This window comes from Streptococcus hyovaginalis DSM 12219 (assembly GCF_000420785.1).
In the GTDB taxonomy this organism is placed as follows: Bacteria; Bacillota; Bacilli; order Lactobacillales; family Streptococcaceae; genus Streptococcus; species Streptococcus hyovaginalis.
Window position 1 is genome coordinate 17,365 of sequence record NZ_ATVP01000015.1, and the last position, 24,709, is coordinate 42,073.

28 protein-coding genes are annotated in these 24,709 nt (G+C 40.1%); 24 read left to right on the forward strand and 4 right to left on the reverse strand.

The genetic code is table 11. The features are described from left to right. Positions 1-12: 12 nt before the first annotated feature. The 7 genes from G574_RS0109355 (at position 13) to G574_RS0109385 (ending at position 5,061) form a co-directional block, all read left to right on the forward strand. On the forward strand, positions 13-558 hold the full coding sequence (locus G574_RS0109355; RefSeq protein WP_029691962.1) for a GNAT family N-acetyltransferase: 546 nt from the start codon (positions 13-15) through the stop codon (positions 556-558). Then, on the forward strand, positions 558-1,007 hold the full coding sequence (locus G574_RS0109360) for an ASCH domain-containing protein (RefSeq protein ID WP_029691963.1): 450 nt from the start codon (positions 558-560) through the stop codon (positions 1,005-1,007). The genes G574_RS0109355 and G574_RS0109360 overlap by 1 nt, the downstream gene beginning before the upstream one ends. Position 1,008: 1 nt before the next feature. Beyond that, on the forward strand, positions 1,009-1,977 hold the full coding sequence (locus tag G574_RS0109365) for a Gfo/Idh/MocA family protein (protein ID WP_029691964.1): 969 nt from the start codon (positions 1,009-1,011) through the stop codon (positions 1,975-1,977). Between the two features lie 125 nt (positions 1,978-2,102). Further along, positions 2,103-3,482 carry a bifunctional UDP-N-acetylglucosamine diphosphorylase/glucosamine-1-phosphate N-acetyltransferase GlmU gene (gene glmU / locus G574_RS0109370; RefSeq protein ID WP_029691966.1) on the forward strand — a complete coding sequence of 460 codons (1,380 nt, stop codon included), beginning with the start codon at positions 2,103-2,105 and terminating at the stop codon, positions 3,480-3,482. A gap of 28 nt (positions 3,483-3,510) precedes the next feature. Then, the gene (locus tag G574_RS0109375) at positions 3,511-4,062 is read left to right on the forward strand and encodes an NUDIX domain-containing protein (RefSeq protein WP_017769661.1); all 552 of its coding nucleotides are present in this window, start codon (positions 3,511-3,513) and stop codon (positions 4,060-4,062) included. 3 nt (positions 4,063-4,065) lie between these two features. After that, positions 4,066-4,362: a cell wall synthase accessory phosphoprotein MacP gene (gene macP, locus G574_RS0109380; protein ID WP_017769662.1), complete on the forward strand. Its 297-nt coding sequence runs from the start codon at positions 4,066-4,068 to the stop codon at positions 4,360-4,362. 9 nt (positions 4,363-4,371) lie between these two features. After that, entirely contained in the window at positions 4,372-5,061 is a 690-nt protein-coding gene (locus G574_RS0109385) for a 5'-methylthioadenosine/adenosylhomocysteine nucleosidase (RefSeq protein WP_029691967.1), read from the forward strand. A 65-nt stretch (positions 5,062-5,126) separates the two neighbouring features. Here the strand turns inward: G574_RS0109385 and G574_RS0109390 are convergent, their stop codons facing one another. Continuing rightward, entirely contained in the window at positions 5,127-5,774 is a 648-nt protein-coding gene (locus G574_RS0109390; RefSeq protein WP_029691968.1) for a metal-dependent transcriptional regulator, read from the reverse strand. A 144-nt stretch (positions 5,775-5,918) separates the two neighbouring features. Between G574_RS0109390 and G574_RS0109395 the strand changes: the two genes are divergently transcribed. The 4 genes from G574_RS0109395 (at position 5,919) to G574_RS0109410 (ending at position 9,463) form a co-directional block, all read left to right on the forward strand. After that, the gene (locus G574_RS0109395) at positions 5,919-6,857 is read left to right on the forward strand and encodes a metal ABC transporter solute-binding protein, Zn/Mn family (RefSeq protein ID WP_017769665.1); all 939 of its coding nucleotides are present in this window, start codon (positions 5,919-5,921) and stop codon (positions 6,855-6,857) included. Positions 6,858-7,001: 144 nt separating this feature from the next. Continuing rightward, positions 7,002-7,760, forward strand: coding sequence for a metal ABC transporter ATP-binding protein (locus G574_RS0109400; protein ID WP_029691969.1), 759 nt, complete (start codon positions 7,002-7,004; stop codon positions 7,758-7,760). 1 nt (position 7,761) lies between these two features. Then, complete coding sequence (locus tag G574_RS0109405; protein ID WP_029691970.1) at positions 7,762-8,622, forward strand: metal ABC transporter permease; 861 nt, start codon at positions 7,762-7,764, stop codon at positions 8,620-8,622. After that, entirely contained in the window at positions 8,615-9,463 is an 849-nt protein-coding gene (locus G574_RS0109410) for a metal ABC transporter permease (protein WP_029691971.1), read from the forward strand. Before G574_RS0109405 ends, G574_RS0109410 begins: the two co-directional genes overlap by 8 nt. Before the next feature lie 50 nt (positions 9,464-9,513). Here G574_RS0109410 and G574_RS0109415 read toward each other — a convergent pair whose 3' ends face one another. Continuing rightward, a complete protein-coding gene (locus G574_RS0109415; RefSeq protein WP_029691972.1) occupies positions 9,514-10,311 on the reverse strand; it encodes a peptidylprolyl isomerase in 798 nt (265 codons plus the stop codon). 132 nt (positions 10,312-10,443) lie between these two features. On the opposite strand from G574_RS0109415, the gene G574_RS0109420 reads away from it, so the two are divergent. From G574_RS0109420 to G574_RS0109440, 5 genes are all read left to right on the forward strand, one after another. Then, positions 10,444-11,682 (forward strand): hypothetical protein, encoded by a 1,239-nt coding sequence (locus G574_RS0109420; protein WP_029691973.1) that lies wholly within the window; start codon positions 10,444-10,446, stop codon positions 11,680-11,682. Between the two features lie 496 nt (positions 11,683-12,178). Next, a complete protein-coding gene (locus G574_RS0109425) occupies positions 12,179-12,829 on the forward strand; it encodes a YutD family protein (protein WP_029691974.1) in 651 nt (216 codons plus the stop codon). Next, positions 12,816-13,370 carry a VanZ family protein gene (locus tag G574_RS0109430; protein WP_245540412.1) on the forward strand — a complete coding sequence of 185 codons (555 nt, stop codon included), beginning with the start codon at positions 12,816-12,818 and terminating at the stop codon, positions 13,368-13,370. Before G574_RS0109425 ends, G574_RS0109430 begins: the two co-directional genes overlap by 14 nt. 236 nt (positions 13,371-13,606) lie before the next feature. Beyond that, the gene (locus G574_RS0109435) at positions 13,607-15,391 is read left to right on the forward strand and encodes an ABC transporter ATP-binding protein (RefSeq protein WP_029691976.1); all 1,785 of its coding nucleotides are present in this window, start codon (positions 13,607-13,609) and stop codon (positions 15,389-15,391) included. Then, the gene (locus tag G574_RS0109440) at positions 15,381-17,126 is read left to right on the forward strand and encodes an ABC transporter ATP-binding protein (RefSeq protein ID WP_029691977.1); all 1,746 of its coding nucleotides are present in this window, start codon (positions 15,381-15,383) and stop codon (positions 17,124-17,126) included. Before G574_RS0109435 ends, G574_RS0109440 begins: the two co-directional genes overlap by 11 nt. A 24-nt stretch (positions 17,127-17,150) precedes the next feature. Here G574_RS0109440 and G574_RS0109445 read toward each other — a convergent pair whose 3' ends face one another. Further along, positions 17,151-17,792: a prepilin peptidase gene (locus tag G574_RS0109445; RefSeq protein ID WP_029691978.1), complete on the reverse strand. Its 642-nt coding sequence runs from the start codon at positions 17,790-17,792 to the stop codon at positions 17,151-17,153. Positions 17,793-17,879: 87 nt separating this feature from the next. Between G574_RS0109445 and G574_RS0109450 the strand changes: the two genes are divergently transcribed. The 8 genes from G574_RS0109450 (at position 17,880) to G574_RS0109490 (ending at position 24,326) form a co-directional block, all read left to right on the forward strand. Beyond that, complete coding sequence (locus G574_RS0109450) at positions 17,880-18,341, forward strand: Dps family protein (protein ID WP_029691979.1); 462 nt, start codon at positions 17,880-17,882, stop codon at positions 18,339-18,341. 109 nt (positions 18,342-18,450) lie between these two features. Then, positions 18,451-18,663: a YqgQ family protein gene (locus G574_RS0109455; RefSeq protein WP_029691980.1), complete on the forward strand. Its 213-nt coding sequence runs from the start codon at positions 18,451-18,453 to the stop codon at positions 18,661-18,663. Next, positions 18,656-19,621: an ROK family glucokinase gene (locus tag G574_RS0109460; RefSeq protein WP_029691981.1), complete on the forward strand. Its 966-nt coding sequence runs from the start codon at positions 18,656-18,658 to the stop codon at positions 19,619-19,621. Before G574_RS0109455 ends, G574_RS0109460 begins: the two co-directional genes overlap by 8 nt. Positions 19,622-19,636: 15 nt before the next feature. After that, entirely contained in the window at positions 19,637-20,011 is a 375-nt protein-coding gene (locus tag G574_RS0109465) for a rhodanese-like domain-containing protein (RefSeq protein ID WP_029691982.1), read from the forward strand. Positions 20,012-20,691: 680 nt separating this feature from the next. Next, positions 20,692-20,985 carry an LPXTG cell wall anchor domain-containing protein gene (locus G574_RS0109475; protein ID WP_084677598.1) on the forward strand — a complete coding sequence of 98 codons (294 nt, stop codon included), beginning with the start codon at positions 20,692-20,694 and terminating at the stop codon, positions 20,983-20,985. A gap of 37 nt (positions 20,986-21,022) precedes the next feature. After that, positions 21,023-22,015 carry an aspartate--ammonia ligase gene (gene asnA / locus G574_RS0109480; RefSeq protein WP_029691984.1) on the forward strand — a complete coding sequence of 331 codons (993 nt, stop codon included), beginning with the start codon at positions 21,023-21,025 and terminating at the stop codon, positions 22,013-22,015. 150 nt (positions 22,016-22,165) lie between these two features. Further along, positions 22,166-24,007 (forward strand): translational GTPase TypA, encoded by a 1,842-nt coding sequence (gene typA / locus G574_RS0109485; protein WP_029691985.1) that lies wholly within the window; start codon positions 22,166-22,168, stop codon positions 24,005-24,007. 43 nt (positions 24,008-24,050) lie between these two features. Continuing rightward, the gene (locus G574_RS0109490; protein WP_029691986.1) at positions 24,051-24,326 is read left to right on the forward strand and encodes a DUF3165 family protein; all 276 of its coding nucleotides are present in this window, start codon (positions 24,051-24,053) and stop codon (positions 24,324-24,326) included. A 135-nt stretch (positions 24,327-24,461) separates the two neighbouring features. Here the strand turns inward: G574_RS0109490 and G574_RS11395 are convergent. Beyond that, positions 24,462-24,709 (reverse strand): integrase core domain-containing protein (locus tag G574_RS11395; RefSeq protein WP_029691987.1); only part of this gene is annotated, 248 nt, incomplete at its 5' end.

A 24,709-nucleotide genomic window follows, 5' to 3' on the forward strand; every position in this document is an offset into this window, starting at 1 on the left:
GAGAAGATATTTATGCTAGAAACAGCACGTTTATTGCTCCGTCCTTGGACGGTGGATGATGCGGAGGATCTCTTTGTTCTGGCCTCGGACCCAGAAATCGGACCGCGTGCAGGCTGGCCAGCCCACCAATCCTTAGAAGAAAGTCGGAATATCATCGAAACGGTCTTTGCTCAGTCAGGAACCTATGCTCTTGTGGATAAGGTTTCCGGCAAGCCTGTCGGTGCCATCGGTTTGATGATTGGCGGTGCTAGTAAGTTGACGACTTCGGACAAGGAAGCGGAGCTGGGCTATTGGCTGGGTCGTGATTATTGGGGACAAGGTTTGGTCTCAGAGGCTATCCGAGCACTGCTCTGTCATGCCTTTGAAACCCTAGGATTAGAGACAAACTGGTGTGGCTATTTTGAGGGCAATGAGCAATCCAAGCGTGCCCAGGTCAAGTGTGGTTTTACCTATCAGTACAAGCTAGAGAATGTTGAGTGTGCGCTGATTGGTGAGGTTCGGACGGAGCATGTGACCAGGCTGACCAGAGCCAGTTGGCTAGAAAGCAGGAAAAAATAATGACTCCAACACAATTATGGCAAGAATATTTGGCAGTTAATCCGCAGGCAGGACCTGAGCCAGAAGCCTGGGCTTTTGGTGCGGTACCAGATGAATTAGCAGACCTAGTAGCGCGCGGTATCAAGACAGCGACCAGCTCTGCCTACGCACTCTATGACCTAGAGGGCGAAGAAATTCCACAGGCTGGTGGCTATGATATCATTCTGGATAGCCAAGATAATGCCGTTTGTATTATTAAAACGACAAAAGTTTATGTCACCCCTTTTTCGCAGGTGACGGAAGAACATGCCAAATTTGAAGGCGAGGGTGATCGTAGTTTGTCTTATTGGCGGCAGGTTCATGAGAAATTCTTCACTATTTGGCTGGCAGAGGCAGGCTTGACCTTCTCGGAAGATATGCTGGTGGTCTGTGAAGAATTTGAAGTGGTTTATCCATGTAAAGGAGAATAGGATGAAATTAGCTATTTTAGGCACTGGTATGATTGTAAAAGAAGTGTTACCAGTCTTGCAAGAGATTGAAGGGATTGATCTCGAGGCTATCATGTCAACTCCTCGCTCTATTGATACGGCGCGTGATTTGGCAAAAAGTTATGGCATTCCCCAAGCTAGCAGTAATTATGATGAGATTTTAAGCAATCCAGAAGTTGACACTGTTTATGTGGGGCTTCCTAATCATCTGCATTATAACTATGCTAAAAAGGCCCTTGAAGCGGGCAAACACGTTATCTGTGAAAAGCCATTTACCTTACATTTGGCTGAATTAGAGGATTTGATAGCCTTGGCAGAAGAAAGAGACCTTTTCTTGCTAGAAGCTATCACTAACCAGTATTTAGTCAACTTTACCTTTATTAAGGAAAACCTAAGTAAGTTAGGTGATATCAAAATCATCAACTGTAATTATTCACAATATTCGTCACGTTATGATGCTTTTAAACGTGGTGACATTGCTCCAGCCTTTGACCCAGCTAAGGGGGGCGGTGCTCTTCGTGATCTCAATATCTACAATATACACTTTGTTGTTGGTCTTTTCGGTGAGCCTAAACGTGTTGAGTATCTGCCAAACATGGAATGCGGTGTTGATACATCAGGTATCTTGGTACTTGATTATGGGGGATTCAAGGCAGTCTGTATAGGAGCAAAAGATTGTAGTGCAGAGATTACCTCAATCATTCAAGGAAATCAAGGATCATTAGCGGTGCTGGGTGCCACCAATACCATGCCAGAGATTAGCTTTGCTTTAAATGGCAAAGCGCCAGAGATCCTTAATCGCAACAGTGATTATCATCGGATGCATGAGGAGTTTGTCGCTTTTGAAGACATGATAGCCAATCAAAAGAGGGATCAAATGAAAGAAGCCCTAAGGCACAGCCTGATGGTGATGAGGGTTTTAGAAGCGGCAGTGAAAAGTATGATTTCTTAAAAAGCCTTTGTTTAGCCAAGTGGACTAGCTTGGCTTTTTTATATCCTTTGATTATGCTATAATAATTAACGTTTAAAGTATGTATGAAAGGTTACCAGACCATGGTTCTGGTAAGAAACAAAAAGATGACAAATTATGCGATTATTTTAGCAGCTGGTAAGGGAACTCGTATGAAATCTGACCTTCCTAAGGTCATGCATCAGGTGGCAGGTATCACCATGTTGGAACATGTTTTTCGTGCGGTTTCAGCGATTCAGCCTGAAAAAACAGTGACTGTTATTGGTCATAAAGCTGAGTTGGTCAAAGAAGTCCTTGGAGAACAGTCACTGTTTGCTCTGCAGACGGAACAACTTGGGACAGGCCATGCGGTTATGATGGCAGAAGCAGAGCTAGCAGGCCTTGATGGTCAAACCTTAGTGATTGCAGGGGATACACCTTTAATCACCGGTGACAGCCTTCAAAGTTTGATTGAGTATCACGTCAGTCACAAAAATGTAGCAACTATCTTAACGGCAGAAGCTGATAATCCCTTTGGTTACGGGCGCATCGTTCGTAATAAGGATCAAGAAGTGACTAAAATTGTTGAGCAAAAAGACGCTAACGATTATGAACAAGCTATTACTGAAATCAACACGGGGACATATCTCTTTGATAACAAACGTCTCTTTGAAGCCCTAAAAAATATCAATACCAATAATGCTCAAGGCGAATATTATCTGACTGATGTAATTGGTATCTTCAAAGAAGCTGGTGAGAAGGTGGGTGCCTATAAACTTCGTGATTTTGACGAAAGTCTGGGTGTTAATGACCGTGTAGCGCTTGCAACCGCTGAAAGAGTTATGCGTCGTCGTATCAATCACAATCATATGGTTAAGGGCGTTTCTTTCCAAAACCCGGATTCGGCTTATATTGATATTGATGTTGAGATTGCTGAAGAAGTTGTGGTGGAAGCCAATGTTACGCTTAAAGGTCAAACCAAGATTGGTCGTGAAACAGTACTAACTAATGGTACATACATTGTAGATTCAGAGGTTGGAGCCAATGCTGTAATCACTAACTCTATGATTGAAGAAAGCCAACTAGATAACGGGGTAACCATAGGTCCTTATGCGCATATTCGCCCCGGTTCTGACTTAGCGAAAAATGTTCATATTGGGAATTTTGTAGAAGTCAAAGGGTCCAAACTTGGTGAAAATACTAAATCTGGTCATTTGACTTATCTTGGTAATGCTGAGATTGGCAAGGATGTCAATATTGGTGCTGGAACAATTACAGTGAATTACGATGGTCAGCATAAATTTAAAACCATTATTGGCGATAATGCCTTTGTTGGCAGCCATTCAACCTTAATTGCGCCTCTTGAAGTTGGTGATAACGCCTTAACGGCTGCAGGCTCAACCATTACCAAGGATGTTCCTAAAGATAGTGTCGCTATTGGACGTAGTCGTCAAGAAAATAAAGAGTTCTATGCTTTAAAATTACCACACCACCCATCAAGAAAATAAGTTAGAAAAGTGATTTTGAGGAATTTCTATGGATTTTGAAGAAAAAACGTTGAAGCGCCAAACGATTTTTGAAGGTCATATTTTCACAGTAGCTCTTGATGATGTTGAGCTCCCAAACGGTTTGGGGCAAGCCAAACGTGAATTGGTCTTTCATAAGGGTGCTGTTGCAACCCTTGCTGTTACACCTAGTGATAAGATTATTTTGGTTAAGCAATACCGCAAAGCTATTGAAAGGATTTCATATGAAATCCCAGCTGGAAAATTAGAAATAGGTGAAGCTGGTTCAGAGAAAGAAGCTGCTGCGCGTGAGCTGGAAGAAGAAACAGGCTACAAGGGAGACTTGACCTTTTTGTATGAGTTTTACACAGCGATTGGTTTTTGCAACGAAAAAATCAAGCTTTATTTAGCAAATAATCTAGAAAAAGTGCCTAATCCCTTACCTCAGGATGAGGACGAGGTTCTTGAAATCTTCGAACTGAGTTATGAAGATTGTATGGCTATGGTGGCTTCTGGAGAGATCCAAGATGCCAAGACGATCATGGCTCTACAGTATTATGCACTTCACAACGGAAAGAAATAGCTTATGGGAAGCCCCTTATTAACAGACGAAATTATCGAAAAAGCCAATCGAGGAGAAGCTATTGAACCTCTCTATGATGAGGATTTTGATGGTGAAGAGACAAGAGTTATGACTTTTGAAGATCCTCAATCTTCGCCTGAAAAATCTGGTTTATTTAAGGAAAAAAAAGATCAACCGATGGTGAAAAGTAGACGTATTGAAAATGCTAAACGAAATGCCTTTCAAGCTAAAATTAATCGGATTTTAATCATCGTTTTTCTCCTTTTTCTCCTCTTATTGGCAGCGATCTTTTATTTATAGAAAGTTTTTATGAAAATTGGAATTATTGCCGCTATGGAGCAAGAGTTACGTCTCCTGGTGGAAAATCTTAGTGATAAGTTGGAAGAATCGGTGCTTGATCATACCTATTATTCTGGGAAAATTGGATCTCATGATGTGGTGCTGGTACAATCCGGTGTTGGTAAAGTGATGTCTGCTATGTCAGTTGCTATTTTAGTAAATCATTTCCAAGTAGAGGCTATTATTAATACGGGTTCGGCTGGTGCCGTTGCTGAAGGATTGGCTGTTGGAGATGTGGTAGTAGCAGATCAATTGGTTTATCATGATGTTGATTTAACAGCATTTGGCTATGATTATGGACAGATGTCCATGCAGCCCCTTTATTTTGAGTCTGAACCAGCCTTTATCAAAGTCTTCCAAGATGTTTTAGCAAAAACTCAAGTGACTGCTAAGGTGGGCTTGATTGCTACTGGTGATAGCTTCATTGCTGGTCAAGACAAGATTGATACTATAAAGAATCATTTTCCACAAGTTTTGGCTGTGGAGATGGAAGGAGCTGCTATTGCTCAAGCAGCTAGCGCATGCGGTAAACCATTCGTAGTTGTTCGAGCTATGAGTGATACTGCAGCACATGATGCCAATATTACCTTTGATGAGTTTATTATTGAAGCAGGAAAGAAATCAGCGGAAACTTTAGTAATGTTTCTTGAAACATTATAAGTCAAAAACCCACTTGTCTTAAAGACAAGTGGGTATAGTGTTGTTTCGTTATCAAGAATATTTTTCTAACATTTTTCAACAAATAATTGTTTCGTGACAATTGAGGGCAGGATGAGTTTTTTTTCTTCTATACGAATCATCATGGTTTGGGTGAAAGAATCAATTTTTTCAAGTTCAAAACGATCTGAGAGAGAAAATTGATTGTCTTCGAGGTAATTAAGAAGTTCGAGTTGATCATGGTATCTTCTAAGACAATAAGTGCCTAGTTCGGTGATGTCAGCTAAGCGGTTAGTATAGGTCTCATTGAGACGTTCATTTTTTCGAGGAATCGTACCTCCGTGCGGGCAGGTTCCCGGGAAATTAAGCTTTTTCTCTAAACGATCAATGAATTTATCGGAAACACTATGTTCTAAGATTTCGGCTTCCTCATGGACATCTTTGGCAGAGTAGCCTAAATCTTTGATTAAAAATAACTCAATTAAGCGATGTTTTCGATAAAGACTTGAAATCAATACCATTCCTTTTTCAGTAACCAGGTACCCTCTTTGTTTATCTTTTATGATCCAGTCTTCCTGGATCATTTTTTTGACCATTTCAGAAGCAGCTGGCGGTGTGACGTCCATTTGCGCTGCAATTTCTTTGTTAGTTATTTTAGCCTGTTCTTCACTTAGTTCATAAATACGCTTGAGATAATCTTCTTTATTAGGAGTCATATTACTACTTTCTTAATTCATATGTTGAATTAAGTATAGCAAAATTTTCGGAAAATCGTTGACAAAACGAAGATAAAAGGGTAAGCTATTTATAAAATTAAGTATACCTAATTTATTTAATAAACACATTTACGGAGTCTTTTAATGAAAAAAATACTAAAAAGCCTATTGCTGTTAGGTTTGGTTTTTGTCGGTTTGACAGCTTGTAGCTCAAAAGAGAGTAGTCAAGCGTCAAGTTCTAAGCATAAGCAACCAGTTGTTACAGTTACAACCTCTTTTCTAAATGATATGGTAAAACAGTTAGCAGGTGACTATGTCAAACGTGAATTGATTATTCCTGCTGGTGAAGACCCACACCTTTATGTTGCCAAATCAAGTGATTTGAAGAAACTACAAAAAGCTGATTTGGTCTTGTACCATGGTTTACACTTCGAAGGAAAAATGGTGGATGCCTTAGAATCTAAAGGTAGTGCTGTTACTAAAGGATTTTCAAAAGAAGATATTGGAACCATGGATGAAGATGGCGAAAAAGTAGTAGACCCTCACTTTTGGTTTGATATTGACTTATATAAAAAGGCAGTCAAGGAAGCCTCTAAAGAGCTTAAGTCACTGGTACCCGAGCATAAAAAAGAGATTGCTAAAAACACAAAAGAATACCTCTCAGACTTAGACGAGTTGGACCAATGGAATAAGGAAGCCTTGTCCGTCATTCCAAAAGAAAGTCGTTACTTGGTAACGCCACACGATGCCTTTAATTATTTTGCTCGTCGTTATGACTTCACCCTATATGCGCCACAGGGTGTCAGCACCGATTCTGAAGTGGCAAACAGTGACATGATGGAAACTGTTAACTTGATTAATGAACACCACATCAAAGCAATCTTTACTGAGTCAACAACAAACCCTGAACGCATGAAAAAATTACAGGAAGCTGTTGCTGCTAAGGGTGGTAAAGTTGCTGTTGTGACTGGGCACGGTAAAGAGCTTTTCTCAGATTCTCTAGCACCTGATGGGCAAGATGGAGATACTTATATCGACATGTACAAGCACAACACCAACCTTATCGTGGAATCATTAAAATAAAAGCGATTGAAAGAAAAATCAACTTCTTCTCAAGTAGTCATGACGTTTGGACTCATCGTCGAAAAAACAAGTTGTACAATCATCTCATCTCAACAACTCATTAGAAAGGAAGAGCACTCTGAAAAGAGTGCTTAACTATTATGTATGGAAACAGCTATTCAGATTAAGGATTTATCTGTATCTTATCAATCAAATCAAGCCCTCTCTCACCTAGACTTGGAGATTCCTAAGGGTAGTCGTACGGCTATTGTTGGACCAAATGGGGCTGGGAAGTCAACTTTATTTAAGAGTATTCTTCAGTTGGAGAAGGAACAATCTGGTCACATTTCCCTACTTGGCAATGACCAGCCTTCTACTCAGTGGTTAGCCCAAAAAGTTGCTTATATTCCCCAAGCGAGTCAAGTGAATTGGCAATTTCCAGCAAGGGTTTTTGATATTGTTTTGATGGGGCGATACTCCTTGATTGGAAACTGGTTTAAGAAACCTGGGAAAAAAGACAAGGAAGCTACCTTACTTGCTCTAGAAAAATTGGATTTGTTAGATTTACAAAAACGTCAGATTGACCAACTATCTGGCGGACAGAGACAACGGGTATTCTTAGCTAGAGCCTTGGCTCAAGAAGCAGAATTATATCTGATGGATGAGCCGCTGGCAGGTGTAGACATCAAGACAGAACAGAAGATTATGGACATTCTTTGTGATTTTCAAAAAGAGAAGAAAACTTCAGTCGTTATTCACCATGATCTGCAAAGCGTGAGGAATTATTTTGATTACCTTGTTTGGCTAAACAGAAGAACGATTGATCAAGGAGACATAGAGCGAGTCTTGACGCAAGAAAATTATCAAGCGACTTATCAAGCCATGTCAGAGTCACCATTTTTGAAATCAAGTAAGGAGGTTTGAAATGCTATCTGTTTTGACGGACTATTCTTTTTTAACTGTAGCCTTTGGAACATCGGTTTTTGCACTCGCCTCCAGTTTGCTAGGTTCTCTTAGTGTCTTGAAACACCAAAGTCTTATTGGCGATGCTATTGGTCACGCTTCCTATCCGGGGGTTATCTTAGCCTTTATGGTTTTTGAATCGCGCAATCCGTTACTTCTGATGCTGGGAGCGATGGTGACAGGCCTAGTCTCTTATGGGTTGATTTACATCATTAACACTTATAGTAAGCAGAGCTTTGTCAATGCCCTATCCTTAGTGTCAGCCTCGTTTTTTGGCTTAGGGATGGTACTTAAGAACCTTCTTCAAGGCAATCCTCATTACCAAAACGCTTCTCAGGCTGGACTGCAGACTTATTTATTTGGTCAGGCTGCCTTTATTCAGAAATCAGATATTTATTTGATTTTAGGCGTTTCTCTTTTATCATTAGGACTTTTCTTTTGTTTTTTCCAGCGTTTAACCCTTTATCTCTTCGATGAAGGCTTTGCCCAAGTTAGTGGTCTACCGCTAAGTTTGATAAAAGGAGGTCAAGTTATTTTGATGACAGCCTTAATTGCCGTTGGTTTGAAGGTTGTAGGTGCCATATTAATGAGTAGTTTTTTAATTGCACCGAGTGTCTTTGGTTTACTCTTAGGAAAGACCTATAAACAAAGCTTAGTTTTAGGAAGTCTAATGGCAATTGCTTCAGCTTTTCTGGGGAGTTTAATGAGTTCTAGTATCCGTGGTATGTCTACGGGACCTGCCATCATTGTTTGCATGACGTGCTGTTTAGGACTTGCTTTTTTCTGGTCTACTTATATTCGAAAGGAGAATCGACGTGTCTGAAGTGCTATTAATAATGATTGTCATTGCTATGTCTTGCAGTTTGATTGGTAATATTTTAGTTATTAGCAATCAAAGTATGGTTGCAGATGCCTTGTCGCATTCAGTCCTTTTGGGAATTGTGTTGGGCTTTTTTCTGACACAAGATCTAAATTCCCCCTTACTCTTAATAGGGGCAAGTGTCTTTGGGGTTCTGACGATTGTTGGAATTGAAGCCATTCACAGTCAAAAAATTGCACAAGATGCAGCGACAGGCTTAGTTTTCACGTTCTTTTTTGCATTGGGAGTCTTGCTGATTTCATTATTTGCTAGAAATGTGCATCTGGATTTAGATATAGTCTTGATGGGAGAAGTTCTGTTTGCTCCTTTCGTTAGAAGTCAATTTCTAGGAGTGGATTTGCCGTTTGCCTTACTTAGAGGGATTATACTTTGTCTTTCTCTTATGCTCTTTTATGCCCTATTCTTTCGACGCCTATCACTTTATTTATTTGATAAAACACAGGCTAAACTAGTGGGAGTAAAAATTAGGTTACTGAAAATTTCTCTCATGTTTTTGGTTTCTCTGACGATTGTGGCTGCTTTTGATAGTTTAGGTTCTATTACAGTCATTAGTTTCTTAGTCGCTCCTGCCATGATATCCAGCTTATGGGCACAGACTTTTCTGAATTTTACAGCACTTAGTCTCATTTCATCCATTCTACTGGCTGGTTTGGGATATTACTTGGGCATGCTGTTTGATGTGACAGTTTCTGGCATGTCGGCAGTGGTTGCTTTAGGTAGCTTTTTGATAATGATATTAATAAAGCAAGTCGTATATAACATTAAGAAAAGCAAGGCATTTTAAAAAGCACAGATAGAACTTGTGAAATATCAAGTTCTATCTGTGCTTTTTTATTATTGGAGGTTAGCTTCTTGTTTGATTGTAATCGTTTTAATCGTAACATCTTCTTTAGGTTTATCACCATCACTGGTTTCGACAGCAGCGATTTTATCCACAATATCCATACCAGAAATAACTTGACCAAAGACGGTGTATCCTCCGTCTAGGCTGAGGTTTCCTCCCTCTTTATAGGCATTGATAATGGGTTCAGGGTAATCCCCGGATTTGAGGTCATCTGATTGGCTCTTTGGATTTTGATTAATAAAAAATTGGCTTCCGTTGGTATCGGCTCCAGCATTGGCCATGGCTAGTGCTCCTCGGAGATTATAAAGGTAGGGGGTGATTTCGTTTTTAAAACCATTTCCAGCATCAATGCTATCATCCTTACCATTCCAAATAGACTTGCCACCAGTGCCATCACCATTTGGATCGCCTGTTTGAACCATAAAATCCTTAATGACTCTATGGAAAGTAAGACCATCGTAGTAACCTTCCTTGGCGTGGGTTATAAAATTTTCAACAGCAAGGGGTGCATATTTAGGAAATAGCTTAACAGTGATGTCTCCCAAATTGGTGCTAATCATGACTTCGCTCTCATTGTCAGCGACTTCACTAGATAATTGTGGGAATGCTTCTTTGTCAGCTTTTAGTGCTTTTTTGAGCTCTTTTTGAGATTGTTTGAGAGCTTCTTGAGATTGGCTACTAGCTATTTTCTGATCCACGTAATCATCGCCTTTTAAAGAACGTTCAATGGATTCACATCCTGATAAGATGGTCAGACTTGCTACAGCTAATATAAACAGTTTTTTCAAAATAGCCTCCTTGTTAAAATATCAATAGAGTCATTGTATCATAAAAGGTTTGAAAAAATTTTAAAAAAGCGTATGAAAATTCATGGAATTGTGATAAACTGAACTTGAAAAGAAGAAAATAGGAGATTATTTATGGCAGGAAAAGAAGAATGGGTTTCCTTATTTGAAACGGTTATTGGTCGAAAACCGACTTCTGAGGAGTTTATGAAGGCTAAGGAAGGGGATTTTGATCCATCAAAGATCATGGAGATTGCAGGCTATCAGAAAGAACAAGAAATTCCAGAAGCTTCTAAATCGATAACTGTTCCCCTAGAAGAGACTACAGGTCAGCTACCAAAAGCAACTAGTGGTATTAGCTCTCAAATTCCTAGCCCTCAAGCTGTAAAAACGAATCAAGGCTTGGCTTCTCGCTTGGACTTAGTTGTCATCTTAGCAGCGCTTTCTCTGCTATTCTCTCTAGTTATTTTGCTAGCAGCTTGGTTGACACCCTTAGCACTAACTTTCTTGGTATTATCCATTCTTAACCTTGTTTTTGCAGGACTGGTTCTTTTCTTAAGCCTAAAAAAACCTAATCAAGTCTTGGCTATTATTGCTACGATTGTATCGGCACTTGTCTTGCTATCCTCTTTAGGAGCCTTGATTTTCCAAAATGCTCAAGAAAGTCAAAAGCAAACAGATAGTCCTAAAACTAGTCAAGAAGACAAAAAAGAAGTTTCTGATGCTTCAGATGATGAGAAATCTAAAGAGGATACTTCTGACAGCGATGGAAAAGCGGATAGTACAGATGTTAATGACTACATTGACAAATCAGCTAAATTTGATTGGACTGAAAAAGACTTCACTGATTTGACATTTTCAGGTTACGATAACAATAATGGCACCCCTCTAAAAGATATCATCAAGGATCATGGTAAAGCGTCAGATGCTGAAATCTCTGGCAATGATATGACCTTGACCTATGAATCAGGTAGTGGTCTAAACGGTAAAGAGGTTCGTCTACGCTTTGAAAAACAGTACGACAATAGCTTCATCTTATACAGCGGTTCGGCATACGGTCTTAGTGATGCGCCAAAAAGGAATCCTAACTATCAAGCAAATTGGAGCAAGGAAGATTATGATAAGCTGACAGAAGGTGACATGGATACCGGACAAGGCGGTAACAAATGGACGGACATCCAAAAACAACACGGAGACCCAAGTGATGCCTATGTTAGTCTCGCGAATTATGGCGATGGAGTTTCTAAGACATTGATGGTTACCTATAGTGACTATGATTCTGACGATTCTAAGTTGACCTATGTTTCCCTCGATTTTGTCGAGAATGATGGTACCTACTACTTGATCAACAAGTATTCTGATCAAGATGATTAAATTGAAAACGAGTTTGTAGACACAGTTGTTTTCAGACTTTCCTAAGGTGATGTCGGACGGTGGTAAACTTTCTTGTTTCTAGGTTTACTCCTCAAACAGTCTCCTAGATTGTTTGAGCTATCTTCGAAATTCCATACCTAGATATTGATTATTTTGTCGCTTTCTTATTTCCAAGCGACAACCTAAAAGGTTCCCCATAACTTGGTAGCCTGAATAGCTCCGAATGCTTGAAACGATAATGTTTCAAGCATTTTCATCACAGCGAAAAGTCTCGGTTTAAGGATCGCTTCGTTCACTTATTTATGCAGAACTACTCAGTTTAATTCCCCTAAATGTAGTTTGTCTACGTTCTGAACAGGTTTAGGCCTGTTTTTTTGACCATAAAACTTAGCAAATACAAAAGCTTGTAAAATTAGTGTATAATAATAAAGATTATATAAAAACAAACAAAACAATGATAACAAATAACTCTGCGAGGAGTTAGAGAGGAAGAGACTTGAAGAAAGAAGTTTTACCTGAACAACTGAATTATAATAAGTTTCCTGGCCCCACATTTCTACACTTCGGTGATCAGGTGAAAAGTGAAGATGGCAGTATTATTTTTCGCTTGGTTCATAATGAAAAAGAGGCCTTTAATGCGGAAAATTTTGGGCAACGTTTTTCAGAGCTTTTATTGAAATATGATTTTTTACTCGGTGACTGGTCTAGTGAGCAACTGCGTATAAAAGGTTTTTATCATGATAACCATCAGGTTCGTAAAGCGAGTCGCTGGTCACGTATTGATGATTATCTTAAAGAGTATTGTGCCTTCGGCTGTGCTTATTTTATTTTAGAAAATCCCAATCCAGTTGAGCTTGTTTTTGAAGAGGAAAATATTCCTAAACGTCGTCGTAACCGGAAACGTCCAAGCACTAAGAAACTGGACAATAACCGCCAAGAGCAAAATCGAAATGCCAACAAAGATAAAAAGCTGTCTTCAAAAAGTAAGATAGACAATACTAAGCGAACTGTTGATGACGTCTCGTTTTCTAGACAAAAACGCCGTTCTAAACAATCCTCTTTAAAAAGGAAATTAGATGTCAGAACAGCCGAAGCTTCTTCTAGCAAGAGCCATTTTACCATTCGAAAGAAAAATGCAGATAACTAAGTTTTTTAATCACATGCTGGATCATCGTGCCCAACTTAAGTCAGGCTATCGTCCAATAGTATTTGGGTGCTTGATTCTCTATCTTGGCTTTGTTATGGCACTGTGCTTTAGTCCTCAAGCAGATATCGTAGGTGTATCGACACCCAATATTATTTATTGGGGGAGATTACGTCTCTTGCTTGTTCCCTTTAACACCTTGATCAGTTTTTCACGCTTGGAGACAGCTTGGGAAGTTGTCTGGGTCACTATTCAAAATCTCTTAAATATCTTTTTGCTTTACCCACTCGCCTTTGCCTTTTACCTACTAAGGCAAAAGTGGTACAGTTTCAAGCAAGCATTACTTTTGGGATTATGTCTCAGTGCTTGTATCGAAATAACTCAGCTAGCTTTGGATTTAGCCTTCGATTTCAATCGCGTTTTTGAGATCGATGATTTATGGACCAATGCATTAGGTGTTGGTTTAGCTTACTTATCGGTCCATGCCATCCGCCAAAGATGCCTGCTGCACTTCGGTTGTGATGGAGAGAGTTTGTTTGATTAATCATGAGCAAGAAGAAGCGATAAGAATAGGTATCTGGGAAGTCTGTCTTATCAAGGTTAATTTTAAGAGTTGAACGATCAACTAGGATATGAGCAGAAGATAACGGTAGCACAAGAGAGAAGTCGCTTGCTTTGTCTTGAGTCCTCTGTGCACCATAGGAAAAGCAAGTAAGAAAAGCTTGTTTTTATTTAGCAAGAGGGCAGATGTCCTCTTTTCATATGAACAAAAGGAGAAATATGAAAACAACAACACGACGATCCAAGAACATCTTGGTAAGATTGGGCTGGTTTTTTCGTTTAGAGCGAAAAGCTTATCTTATAGGGATTGTCTCTTTGGTTTCGGTATCTTTTTTAAACCTTATTCCACCGATGATCATGGGGAACGTCATTGATAAGATCACCACAGGGCACTTAGCTCAGTCAGATTTGCTGATGAATCTTTTACTGTTGGTATTAGCAGCTGTAGGGATGTATGGCTTACGCTACATCTGGCGGATGTATATTTTAGGAACCTCTTACCGCTTGGGGCAAATCATGCGGTCGCGTCTGTTCGAGCATTTTACGCGGATGTCGCCGTCCTTTTACCAGAAGCACCGTACGGGTGATTTAATGGCTCATGCGACTAATGATATTAACGCCTTGACTCGGTTAGCAGGGGGCGGTGTTATGTCAGCAGTAGATGCCTCTGTAACAGCTCTGGTAACCTTGCTGACTATGTTTTTCAATATTTCGTGGCAGATGACCTTAGTAGCTATCCTTCCCTTGCCTTTTATGGCTTATGCAACCAGTCGTTTAGGTCGGAAAACACATAAAGCTTTTGGGGAATCACAGGCAGCTTTTTCTGATTTGAATAATAAGGTTCAAGAAAGTGTCTCAGGCATTAAAGTGACTAAATCCTTCGGCTATCAAGACAATGAGTTGGTAGCCTTTCAAGAGATTAATGAGATGACCTATCTCAAAAACATGCAGACCAAAAAATATGATGTCTTATTTGATCCTATTGTTCTGCTGTTTATTGGTGCTTCTTATACCTTAACCCTGATAATGGGGGCTCTGATGGTGGAACGGGGACAAGTTACCGTCGGAAATCTCGTCACGTTTATCACTTATTTAGATATGTTGGTCTGGCCCTTGATGGCTGTGGGTTTTTTATTTAATATGCTTCAACGTGGTACAGTATCCTATGATCGGATTGAAACTTTATTAGAAGAAACCTCAGACGTGACCAATCCTGAAAATCCTTTGCCGACGATCCAAAACGGAGATATAGTATTTCATATTAATCAGTTCACCTATGATGAGGGAACAAATCCGAATCTACAAGATGTGCACTTTACTTTGAAAAAAGGACAAACGTTAGGCTTGGTTGGGCAAACGGGCTCAGGAAAAACAAGCTTGATTAAGTTACTGTTACGTGAATACGACGTGTCTGATGGTAGTATTAAGCTTAATGGCCACGATCTTAAAGCTTACGACTTAGCTGATCTTCGCAGTTTGATGGGCTATGTCCCACAAGATCAAATGTTGTTTGCAACGTCTATTTTGGATAATGTACGATTTGGTAATCCAAAGCTTCATAGTGATCAGGTTAAGGAAGCAACACGTCTATCTCAGGTTTACGAGGATATCGTGGCGATGCCGGAACAGTTTGATACTCTGATTGGTGAAAAAGGTGTTTCTTTATCAGGAGGTCAAAAACAGCGAATCGCCATGAGTCGTGCCATGATTTTAGATCCGGACATTTTAATATTGGATGATTCGTTATCGGCAGTAGATGCTCGCACGGAGCATGCTATTGTTGATAACTTAAAGCGGACGCGTCAGGATAAGACAACGATTATCTCGGCACATCGTCTATCAGCAGTGGTACACGCCGATCTTATTTTGGTTATGCAAGATGGTCGCATCATCGAGAGAGGTCGCCATGATGATTTGCTAGCACAAAATGGTTGGTATGCAAGGACATATGCGTCACAGCAACTGGCTGAAAAAATAGAAGAGGAGGTGGGTCATGACTTCTAAAACGCGTCAGTGGCAAGTGTTCAAACGCTTGATTAACTATTTATCAGCCTATAAATTATGGACGATTCTAGCCCTATCCTTACTTCTTTTAACCTCAGTGGTCAAAAGTCTTATCCCGCTAATTGCCTCTCATTTCATCGATCAATACTTGACTCATATGACAAGCATGGCTGCTTTGATTTTAGTGGGTTACTATGGCATGTACCTTTTGCAAACGGTGATCCAATATTTAGGGAATTACTTCTTCGCTAAAGTTTCTTATAGTGTGGTTAGAGATATTCGGCGGGATGCTTTTGCTAATATGGAGCGCTTAGGTATGTCATACTTTGATCAGACGCCAGCAGGTACCATCGTTTCGCGAATCACCAATGACACAGAGGCCGTTAGCGAGATGTTTTCCGGAATCCTATCAAGCTTTATTTCGGCTATTTTTATCTTTACGGTCACTCTCTATACCATGCTTAGTTTAGATGCACGTCTGACAGGTCTAGTAGTTCTCTTTTTGCCTTTGATTTTCTTATTGGTCAATCTTTATCGCAAACGCTCTGTTGTTGTGATTGCTAAAACACGGGCATTGTTAGGGGAAATTAATTCTAAACTGTCAGAAAGTATTGAAGGGATTCGTATCATCCAAGCCTTCAGTCAGGAGGCTAGGCTTCAAAGAGAGTTTGATGCGATTAATGACCAACATTATGCCTATTCAAGACAATCAACAGCTCTCGACAGTATTTTCTTACGGCCAGCCATGAGTCTTTTGAAACTCTTAGCTTATGCCGTATTGATGGCTTATTTTGGTTATACGGGTAATCGCTTAGGTATCACCGCTGGTATGATGTATGCCTTTATCCAATACATCAACCGCTTGTTTGATCCCTTGATTGAAGTTACCCAAAATTTTTCCATATTACAAACATCTATGGTATCGGCCAGCCGTGTCTTTGATCTGATTGATGAAACTAATTTTGAACCCAAACAAGATGCCCAAGACATTCAGATCAAGAAAGGCCATATCGCTTTTAAAAATGTGAGCTTCTCATATGATGGCAAGCGTCAGATTTTGGATAATATCTCTTTTGAAGTTAAAAAAGGTGAAACGATCGCCTTTGTAGGGCCGACAGGATCGGGTAAATCATCGATTATCAATGTTTTTATGCGCTTCTACGATTATCAATCCGGACAAGTCCTGATTGATGGTATACCGATTCAGCATTATCCACCGGAGGAGCTTCGTGATAACATTGGGTTAGTATTACAAGATTCCTTTATGTATCATGGGACAGTGAGGTCGAACATTGCCATGTATCGCGATTTAAGTGACCAGGCGGTACAAGCGGCAGCAGCCTTTGTTGATGTTGACCAGTTCATTCAAAAATTACCAGATCGTTACGATCATGCGGTGACTGAACGAGGGTCTAGTTTTTCAACTGGACAACGTCAGTTGCTTGCTTTTGCTAGAACGGTAGCAGCAGAGCCCAAAATATTGATTTTGGATGAGGCTACAGCTAATATTGACTCTGAGACGGAAACTATTGTTCAAAATTCCTTGAAAAAAATGCGACAAGGACGAACAACGATAGCCATTGCTCACCGCCTATCAACAATTCAAGATGCTGATTGTATCTATGTGTTAGATAAAGGGAAGATCATTGAAAGTGGTCGTCATGATGATTTGTTAGCTTTAGGGGGAACTTACCAAAAAATGTACCAGCTACAAGCAGGAATGATGGACATGTAGCCGTTTGCCATTTATCAGTTATTATTATGGTATAAAAAGCACTATAAAATACGCGAAACTAAGGTAGGGAACAAAAGGAAGCTCCTTACCTTTTTTGATAGCAAAGGCTAGCATTCCTAGGAGAGAAGCTATTTGAATGAGCCATAAGAGTTTTTCAAAAGAGAGATTAAGGGACAGTAGGCTAAGATAGAAGAAATCGCCGGATCCCATGTTGATATCTTTCCATTCAGCTAGTAAGCCTAGTAATAGTAAAGTAAGGCAAGTCCAAGACCATGGTGTCATCAGGAAATAAGGAATAAAAACCAGTAACCAAATGGCTAAGGGATAAGAATGCTCTCTCAAATCATAGAGAGACAGGACAAGGCTGACAGCTAAGAGGATGCCGTGGCGATAGCTTAAGAGATCGCTGTATACCAGCAATACCAGACTACCACAAAAAATCTCCATCAAAAGATAGGTCAGGGGTAATTTTACCTGACAATAGCGGCAGCGACTTTTACTGGCAATTTGCGAGACAATCGGAATGAGATCCCAAATCGCCAAGGATGTCTGACAAGTCTGGCAATGACTGCCAGGGGAAATAATAGAGTGTTGGGGAAAGCGATCCAGGACCAGTCCTAGAAAAGAACCGAGAGATGCACCGAGTGTGAAAATTAAGATAGTCATACTTATTTATTCGAAAAAGGTTTTTAATTGATTTTTATTTAGAATTATTCTAAAATATAAGAGAAGAATATAAGGAGGTAGGTCACTATGACATACGAAAAAACACAAGCACTCTTAAATCAAGCCGTCGCAGATCTGTCTAAAGCAGCTTCCATTGTTCACCAAACGCACTGGTATATGCAAGGACCGGGATTTTTCTACCTTCATCCTAAGATGGATGAGCTCATGGATGAGCTCAACGAGACTTTGGATGTGGTTAGTGAGCGGCTCATCACCATTGGCGGCTCACCTTATTCAACTCTGAAAGAATTTGACCAGCAGTCAAAATTATCTGAAGAAGTTGGGACCTTTGACAAATCCATGACCCAACGCTTGGAACGATTAGCGGAGGTGTACCGCTATTTATCAGATCTTTTCCAAGAAGGTTTGGCAGTTAGTGATGAAGAAGGTGACGACCCTTCAAATGGCATTTTCTCTGATGCCCAAGATTCCATTCAAAAGACACTTTGGATGTTAGAGGCTGAAATTGGTCGCTCAACAAGCTTATAAAGTCCCTAAAGAAAGTCAGATTTGACTTTCTTTTTTTGATGTAAAGAAAATATGCAAACGATTGCAAAAATAACTTGAAAAATCACTGCAATTCTGCTAAAATTTCCCTATGAAAACACTCTATGATGTTCAACAATTGCTGAAACAGTTTGGTATTTATGTATACGTTGGCAAAAGGCTCTATGATATTGAATTGATGAAGTTAGAGCTATCGCGCTTGTATGATAATGGGCTCGTTGCGCGTGATGATTATTTGCAAGCTGAGTTGGTGTTAAGGCGCGAACATCGTTTGGAATTGGAAAAGGAAACAAAAAATGGCTAAAAAATTATTAGGGATTGACCTTGGTGGAACAACTGTAAAATTTGGGATTTTGACAGAAACAGGTGAGGTTCAGCAAAAATGGGCGATTGAAACCAACATTTTGGAAGATGGTAAATATATTGTTCCTGATATTGTTGCGTCTATTAAGCACCGTTTAGAACTATACGGTTTGACTAGTGAAGATTTCATCGGTATTGGTATGGGATCTCCAGGAGCCGTTGATCGTGAGGCTAAAACGGTTACCGGTGCTTTCAATCTCAACTGGGCAGAGACACAGGAAGTGGGCTCTGTTATTGAAGCTGAAACAGGGATTTCTTTTGCGATTGATAATGATGCCAATGTCGCAGCCCTTGGAGAACGTTGGGTTGGAGCTGGTGCGAATAATCCAGATGTTGTGTTTGTAACTTTAGGAACTGGTGTTGGCGGCGGTGTCATTGCTGATGGCAATTTGATCCATGGTGTTGCCGGAGCTGGTGGTGAGATTGGGCACATGATCGTAGAACCTGAGAATGGTTTTACATGTACATGCGGTAATCACGGCTGCTTAGAAACAGTTGCTTCTGCGACTGGTGTTGTACGTGTTGCACGTTTACTAGCTGAATCTTATCAAGGAGACTCACAAGTCAAAGCAGCTATAGACAGTGGAGACAATGTCACTAGTAAAGATATCTTTGAAGCAGCTCAATCTGGGGATGTCTTTGCTAACAGTGTTGTTGACAAAGTATGTCATTACTTAGGTCTAGCGGTGGCTAATATCTCTAATTTGCTGAATCCAGACTCTGTTGTCATTGGAGGGGGTGTATCGGCGGCAGGAGAGTTTTTACGTAGCCGTGTTGAGGATAACTTTAAAAAATATACCTTCCCTCAAGTGCGTCAATCAACCAAGATTAAGTTAGCTGAACTCGGAAATGACGCAGGTATTATTGGTGCTGCTAGCCTAGCACGTATAGATGGTTAATCGAAGGAGGATACGATGGTTTGGACACTTTTGGTACTGGTCAGTATCCTTGTGATTGCTTGGTCTGCTTGGAACTATTTCCGTTTAAAGAAAGCAGCAACTTTTGTTGAAAATGATGAGTTTTCGCAGTTGATGCGTGTTGGCCAGCTGATTGACATTAGAGAGCCTAGTAGGTTTCGCCAAAAGCATATTTTAGGTGCGCGCAACTTCCCTATGCAGCAATTTGAAGCTTCTTTAGGTGCTCTGAATAAAGAAAAACCAGTCCTGATTTACGATGATAATCGAGGAGTGTTGATTCCTAGAGCTGCGAAAATTCTTAAAAAAGCAGGATTTGAGCGCGTTTATGTTTTGGAAAATGGCTTTGATTACTGGAATGGCAAGGTGAAGTAAGTCACTTCATCAAATGTCATGAGTAGTGCTTGATAGAAAAAATGATCGAGATACTAGGTGTAATGAACCTAATGTCTCGGTCATTTTCTGTTACTGTCAGCTGATTTGGTTTGGCAGATAGCACCTTTTTAGGTTTTTATACGCTAGAGTCTAATGATAATTACGGTCTGATTAAGTGAGTCGGTGATTCGAAAAAAGTTTCTTCGGACTGGCCAAAAAGGGCTTGAAATTCAACTCTTGCCAGCAATCTAACGTATTTAAAATCACTTTAACCTTTGCAATCGCTTGATGTTGTTTCTCCTAAACAGGTTGTAACATTCTTCCGTACAAACGGTTCAGACAAAGTGAGTTCGGTCCCTTAAATAAAGGTTGGCTTGGGACAAGGCATGCACTCTATGACATATCTTCTGGACATAGTCGTGATAGCCATAGGCTAAGAGATAATTAATGCTGTTGCTAAACATGAAGCTAGTTCATCAGAAGCAACTGTAGACGGTACAGAAACGTCTAAAGATTGAAAGATCACAATCAACTAAAGAAAAACACCTTCAAAAACAAAATAAGACGACAAGGGATTGCCAAAAGTGCATATACACTTGATCAAGGAACTGAAGAGTATAGTGATGCAGCTGGATCAAAAGCATTGTAAAAAGTTGCAACTAAATCAGACATAAAAGCCTCTGAAGCTAAAAAAATCAAGCGGTTTCTTACCTAGCACAGGCAAGCAAAGCACGTTATTGGTGACGCTCGTAGGTGTGGTGATTTTAGTAGCTGCAGCAGCTCTTTCAAAAATGAAACTGTTTAAAAATAATAAAGGTGCTCTCGGGAGTGTTGATAGAAGCCAAAGAAGCTGGATAGTTATCACCAATTTTTTCCTTTTCACAAAAAGTCAGGAAAATAGACCAGATATGCAGAAATATGTCGAAATTGTGTTAATTTTTCAAATTTTTGCTGTAATTTTTAGAAAAAAGTAGTACAATAGGCACATTATAGAAAAAGTGAGGGATTTGTATGCAAAAAAGTTTCATTCATCAGCAAGAAGAGATTTCTTTTGTAAAAAATACATTTACCCAGTACCTTAAGGATAAACTTGACATTATTGAGGTACAGGGACCGATTTTAAGCCGTGTCGGCGATGGGATGCAGGATAATTTATCAGGTATTGAAAATGCGGTTCGTGTTAATGTCAAATTAATTCCTGACGATGAGTATGAAGTTGTTCATTCGCTTGCCAAATGGAAGCGTCATACCTTGGCGCGATTTAACTTTGGTGAAGGAGAAGGTCTTTTTGTTCATATGAAGGCCCTTCGTCCAGATGAAGATTCTCTTGATCCGACACATTCAGTTTTTGTTGATCAGTGGGATTGGGAAAAAGTTATCCCGTCTGGTCAACGTAACTTGAATTACCTCAAGGAGACTGTCGAGCAGATCTATAAAGCCATTCGTTTGACAGAATTAGCTGTCGAAGCCCGCTACGATATTGAATCTATCCTTCCAAAGAAGATTACTTTTATTCATTCTGAGGATTTGGTCAAAGAGTATCCTTTTTTGACACCGAAAGAGCGGGAGAATGCCATTACTAAAAAACACGGTGCAGTATTTTTAATCGGTATCGGTGGTGAGCTTAGTGACGGTCAACCTCACGATGATCGTGCACCAGATTATGATGATTGGACGTCAGCGTCTGAGGGAGATTACAAAGGTCTAAACGGTGATATTCTTGTGTGGAATGAACAATTAGGAGCTGCCTTTGAGATTTCTTCGATGGGAATCCGAGTGGATCAAGAGGCTCTGCAAAAACAGGTCGAAATCACTGGAGACCAAGCGCGACTACAATATGAGTGGCATCAATCACTATTAAATGGTGAGTTTCCTCTAACGATTGGAGGAGGCATTGGTCAATCTCGTTTGGCTATGTTCCTGCTTCGTAAAAAACATATTGGTGAAGTTCAATCCAGTGTATGGCCTTTGGATGTTCGTGAAGCCTATAAGTATATTTTATAATCGTAGCTGAAAACTCTGTAAGTGATCCTTGCAGGGTTTTCTTTTTGAGGCTGAAATGACCTTGAAAACATTTACACTTGACTTGATTCAGCTTTTTACACTTTTTTGTGGTATACTTGTACAGTTAAAAAACATATTTTAGAGGAAAACATGACAAATTTAAGAAATGATATCCGTAACGTTGCTATTATCGCCCACGTTGACCACGGAAAAACAACCCTCGTTGATGAGCTTTTGAAGCAATCACATACCCTTGATGCACGTAAAGAGCTTGAAGAGCGTGCCATGGACTCAAATGACCTTGAGAAAGAGCGTGGCATCACCATTTTAGCGAAAAATACGGCAGTTGCCTATAATGACACGCGTATCAACATCATGGATACACCAGGGCACGCGGACTTTGGTGGTGAAGTAGAACGTATCATGAAAATGGTTGACGGTGTTGTTCTTGTCGTGGATGCTTACGAAGGGACTATGCCTCAGACACGTTTCGTATTGAAGAAAGCCCTTGAGCAAAACTTAACACCAATCGTCGTTGTTAACAAGATTGACAAACCATCAGCGCGTCCGGCAGAAGTTGTTGACGAAGTTCTTGAATTGTTTATCGAGCTTGGTGCCGATGATGACCAATTAGATTTCCCAGTAGTTTACGCATCTGCTATCAACGGAACATCATCTATGTCTGATAACCCTGCAGATCAAGAAGCTTCAATGGCGCCAATTTTTGATACGATTATTGAGCATATTCCTGCACCAGTTGATAATTCAGATGAGCCCCTTCAATTTCAAGTATCCCTTCTTGACTACAATGATTTCGTCGGTCGCATTGGTATTGGACGTGTTTTCCGTGGAACTGTTAAAGTTGGTGACCAAGTTACTCTTTCAAAACTTGATGGTTCAACGAAAAACTTCCGCGTAACAAAACTCTTTGGTTTCTTCGGTCTTGAGCGTCGTGAAATCCAAGAAGCTAAAGCTGGCGATTTGATTGCTGTTTCAGGTATGGAAGATATCTTCGTTGGGGAAACCGTAACACCACAAGATGCCATTGAACCGCTACCAGTTCTTCGTATCGATGAACCAACCCTTCAAATGACTTTCTTGGCTAATAACTCACCATTTGCAGGTCGTGAAGGGAAACACGTGACATCTCGTAAAGTTGAAGAGCGTCTCCTTGCTGAACTTCAAACGGACGTATCGCTTCGCGTCGAAGCAACTGATTCACCAGATAAATGGATCGTTTCTGGTCGTGGAGAGCTTCACTTGTCTATCTTAATCGAGACAATGCGTCGTGAAGGTTATGAGCTTCAAGTATCAAAACCTGAAGTCATTATCAAAGAGATTGATGGTGTCAAATGTGAACCATTTGAACGTGTGCAAATTGATACACCAGAAGAATACCAAGGTGCCATCATTCAAGCTCTTTCAGAACGTAAAGGTGATATGCTTGATATGACCATGGTTGGTAATGGTCAAACACGTTTGATCTTCTTGATTCCAGCTCGTGGTTTGATTGGATTCTCAACAGAGTTCCTTTCAATGACACGTGGTTACGGTATCATGAACCATACTTTTGACCAATATCTACCACTAGTTCCAGGCGAAATCGGTGGACGTCACCGTGGTGCCCTTGTTTCTATCGATAACGGTAAGGCAACGACTTACTCAATCATGCGTATTGAAGAGCGTGGTACTATCTTTGTTAACCCAGGAACTGAAGTTTACGAAGGGATGATTATCGGTGAAAATGCACGTGAAAATGACCTTGGTGTTAACATCACAACCGCTAAACAAATGACAAACGTTCGTTCAGCAACCAAAGACCAAACGTCTGTTATCAAAACACCACGTATTCTGACGCTTGAAGAATCCATTGAATTCTTGGATTACGATGAGTACATGGAAGTAACTCCAGAGTCTATTCGTTTGCGTAAGCAAATCTTGAACAAAGCTGCGCGTGACAAAGCTAACAAAAAGAAAAAATCAGCTGAATAAGGATCTTTGATTAGGGTAAGTATTTGTAGTAGGAGGAGAAGAGATGTTCTATTTATTGTTGTTAGTCGCACTTGTCCTTTACTATATCTTTATGGCACCTAAAACAATTCAAAATACGATTAATTCGATCGGTTTGATGATTATAATGGCCCTGTTATTAATTTTAGCCGGCATGAGTTTTATGAAATTAATTAGCTCACCGGGTGAAGTGTATGTCATCGTTATCATGCTGTTAGTTGGTTATCTCTCTCTGAGAGATGTGCTCCGACTATCTGCCAGACCATCCGTTTTAAAATCCTTATTTGGTTCAAAGAAATAAAAAAATGCCCCGGTACTTGTTTGAAGTACTGGGTATTTTGAACCCCAGCAATCATCTCGATAAAATGAGGTGTACCTTTGTCAATGATGTGAGACCTAAAATGTTATTTTGAAGTCTTCCATTTGTTAAGCTTTACTAGGAGCTAGCTCCTAGTAAAGCTTTTCTGATATCGATAGGAGATTTCCAGCCTAAAGTCTGCATAGGGAGTCGATTGGAACGGTACAGATAGATTTTCATCTGCTTGATTAGATCGTCATAGGAATAGAAGGTCAAGTGCTGGTAGAAACGTCGATTGTCATTTCGATGACTGCGCTCTACCTTTCCATTATGCCTTGGTGTTCGAGGGCGAATCAACTTGTGCTCAATACCAAGTTCCTGACAAA